This window comes from Methanosalsum natronophilum (genome assembly GCF_024808815.1).
GTDB classification, from domain to species: Archaea; Halobacteriota; Methanosarcinia; order Methanosarcinales; family Methanosarcinaceae; genus Methanosalsum; species Methanosalsum natronophilum.
On the sequence record NZ_JANUCS010000036.1, the window covers coordinates 1 to 1,878 of the forward strand.

The 1,878-nt window shown below is 37.0% G+C and carries 1 protein-coding gene; it reads left to right on the forward strand.

From position 1 onward, the window contains the following. Positions 1–664: 664 nt before the first annotated feature. Positions 665–1,878: group II intron reverse transcriptase/maturase (ltrA, locus tag J2T59_RS10140; protein WP_259135824.1), on the forward strand; the 1,214-nt coding region annotated here is incomplete at its 3' end.

Here is a 1,878-nt window from a genome sequence, read left to right on the forward strand (position 1 = left end):
GAACTCTGTACAGAGTTCTTGAAACTATAGGAAACAATCGACTAGAGATCATTTCTGATATTCAAGATAGGATATTCTTAACGTATGATTTTGAATATACTAATATAAATCTCGACTGGACCGTGCGACAAGAAACTATAACATGAATTGCAAAGATAGCTACCTCTTCCATTTGAGGTAATCCTACTATGGCATGCGTTGAGGGTAACTTCAGGGTGTGAAGCTCATAGGACAATATGGAATGTTTGAAAATCTAATTCAAACAAACTGTTAGGATAAGAATACTAAGAAGAAAGAAAGTTGAACCATTGCAAGAATCGTTACGAGGAACAAGCGAAATTAGGTTGACACGCTTGAACCAAAAGGTGCAGAATCAGACCATTATGGTGGTCCAACATAATGGGAAATGGACGAAGTATTCTCGGTTTATAGATGGCTTCTAAGGTATTCATAATTATTCTTGTTATAGAACTTGGTAAGTCTCATATGCTCCCATCAATTGGGTAGGAACCTCGTGAGGGGTAACAATAGCATAGGGGATAGAGGAAACGGTAAAAAGCGAATGGCAATCTGTAATGGATTGTATAGAGGCTAAACATATGCCTTATCCTGAAAAGGAGCTGACTTGCCGTAAGTATTCTATTACATGAAAGGAGGCAAACTTATGAATACAAGATACTCAAAGACACCTTTAAGTGAGAGGCTTGTAGACAGACCAACCCCAGTCAAATGGGAACATATCAACTGGAAATCAGTAGAACATAATGTTAATAAGCTGCAAACCCGGATTGTAAAAGCGGTTAGACAACATAAGTGGCATTTAGTTAAAAGATTACAATACTTGCTTACCCACTCCTTCTCTGCAAAATTACTAGCAGTAAAGAGGGTAACACAAAATAAAGGTAAAAGAACAGCAGGAATTGACGGAGAAAAGTGGACAACACCTAATTCTAAAATGAAAGCTGTTCTAAAGCTCTCAGATAAGAAATACAAAGCCAAACCACTTCGGCGAATGTATATATCCAAACATGGGACTAAGAAAAAGAGACCATTAAGCATTCCTACAATGTATGATAGGGCAATGCAATCCTTATATTCCTTTGCTCTAAACCCGATAGCAGAAACTACAGCAGATACAAGGTCTTTTGGTTTTCGTAAAAATAGAAGTGCACAAGATGCAAGGTCTCAACTATTTTTGTGCTTAAGTAAAAGAAAATCCGCTCAATGGATTCTGGAAGGTGACATTAAAGGGTGCTTTGATAACATAAATCATAAATGGCTCTCGAACAACATCCCTTTAGATAAATCAATATTAAATCAATTCCTTAAGGCTGGTTTTGTTTATAACAGACATCTGAATCCCACCAAAGCAGGCACTGCGCAAGGTGGCATTATATCTCCCACATTGGCAAATATGACGTTGGATGGTATTGAAGATGCGATTGCATCTAAATACCACACTACTAAAAAGGAAACTATCCGGAAAACCAGATACAACCCACATAAAGTTAATTTTGTGAGATATGCAGATGATTTTATTGTTACTGCAGATTCAGAGGAAGTAGCCAGGGATATTGCTGATATTATTAGATTATTTCTAGAGGAAAGAGGACTGGAGTTATCTCTAGCTAAAACTCTTATTACCCATATAGATACTGGATTTGACTTTTTAGGCTGGAATTTCAGGAAATACAATGGTAAACTCCTGATAAAACCCTCCTACAAATCCATTGCAACAATCACAAAGAATATAAGTAACGTGATTAAGAATGGAAAGGCTTTGCCCCAATATTCTCTAATTAAGATACTCAACCCTATTATAGTTGGATGGAGGGAATACCATCGTTCTGCGGTTTCTAAAGAAACGTTCAGTAATCT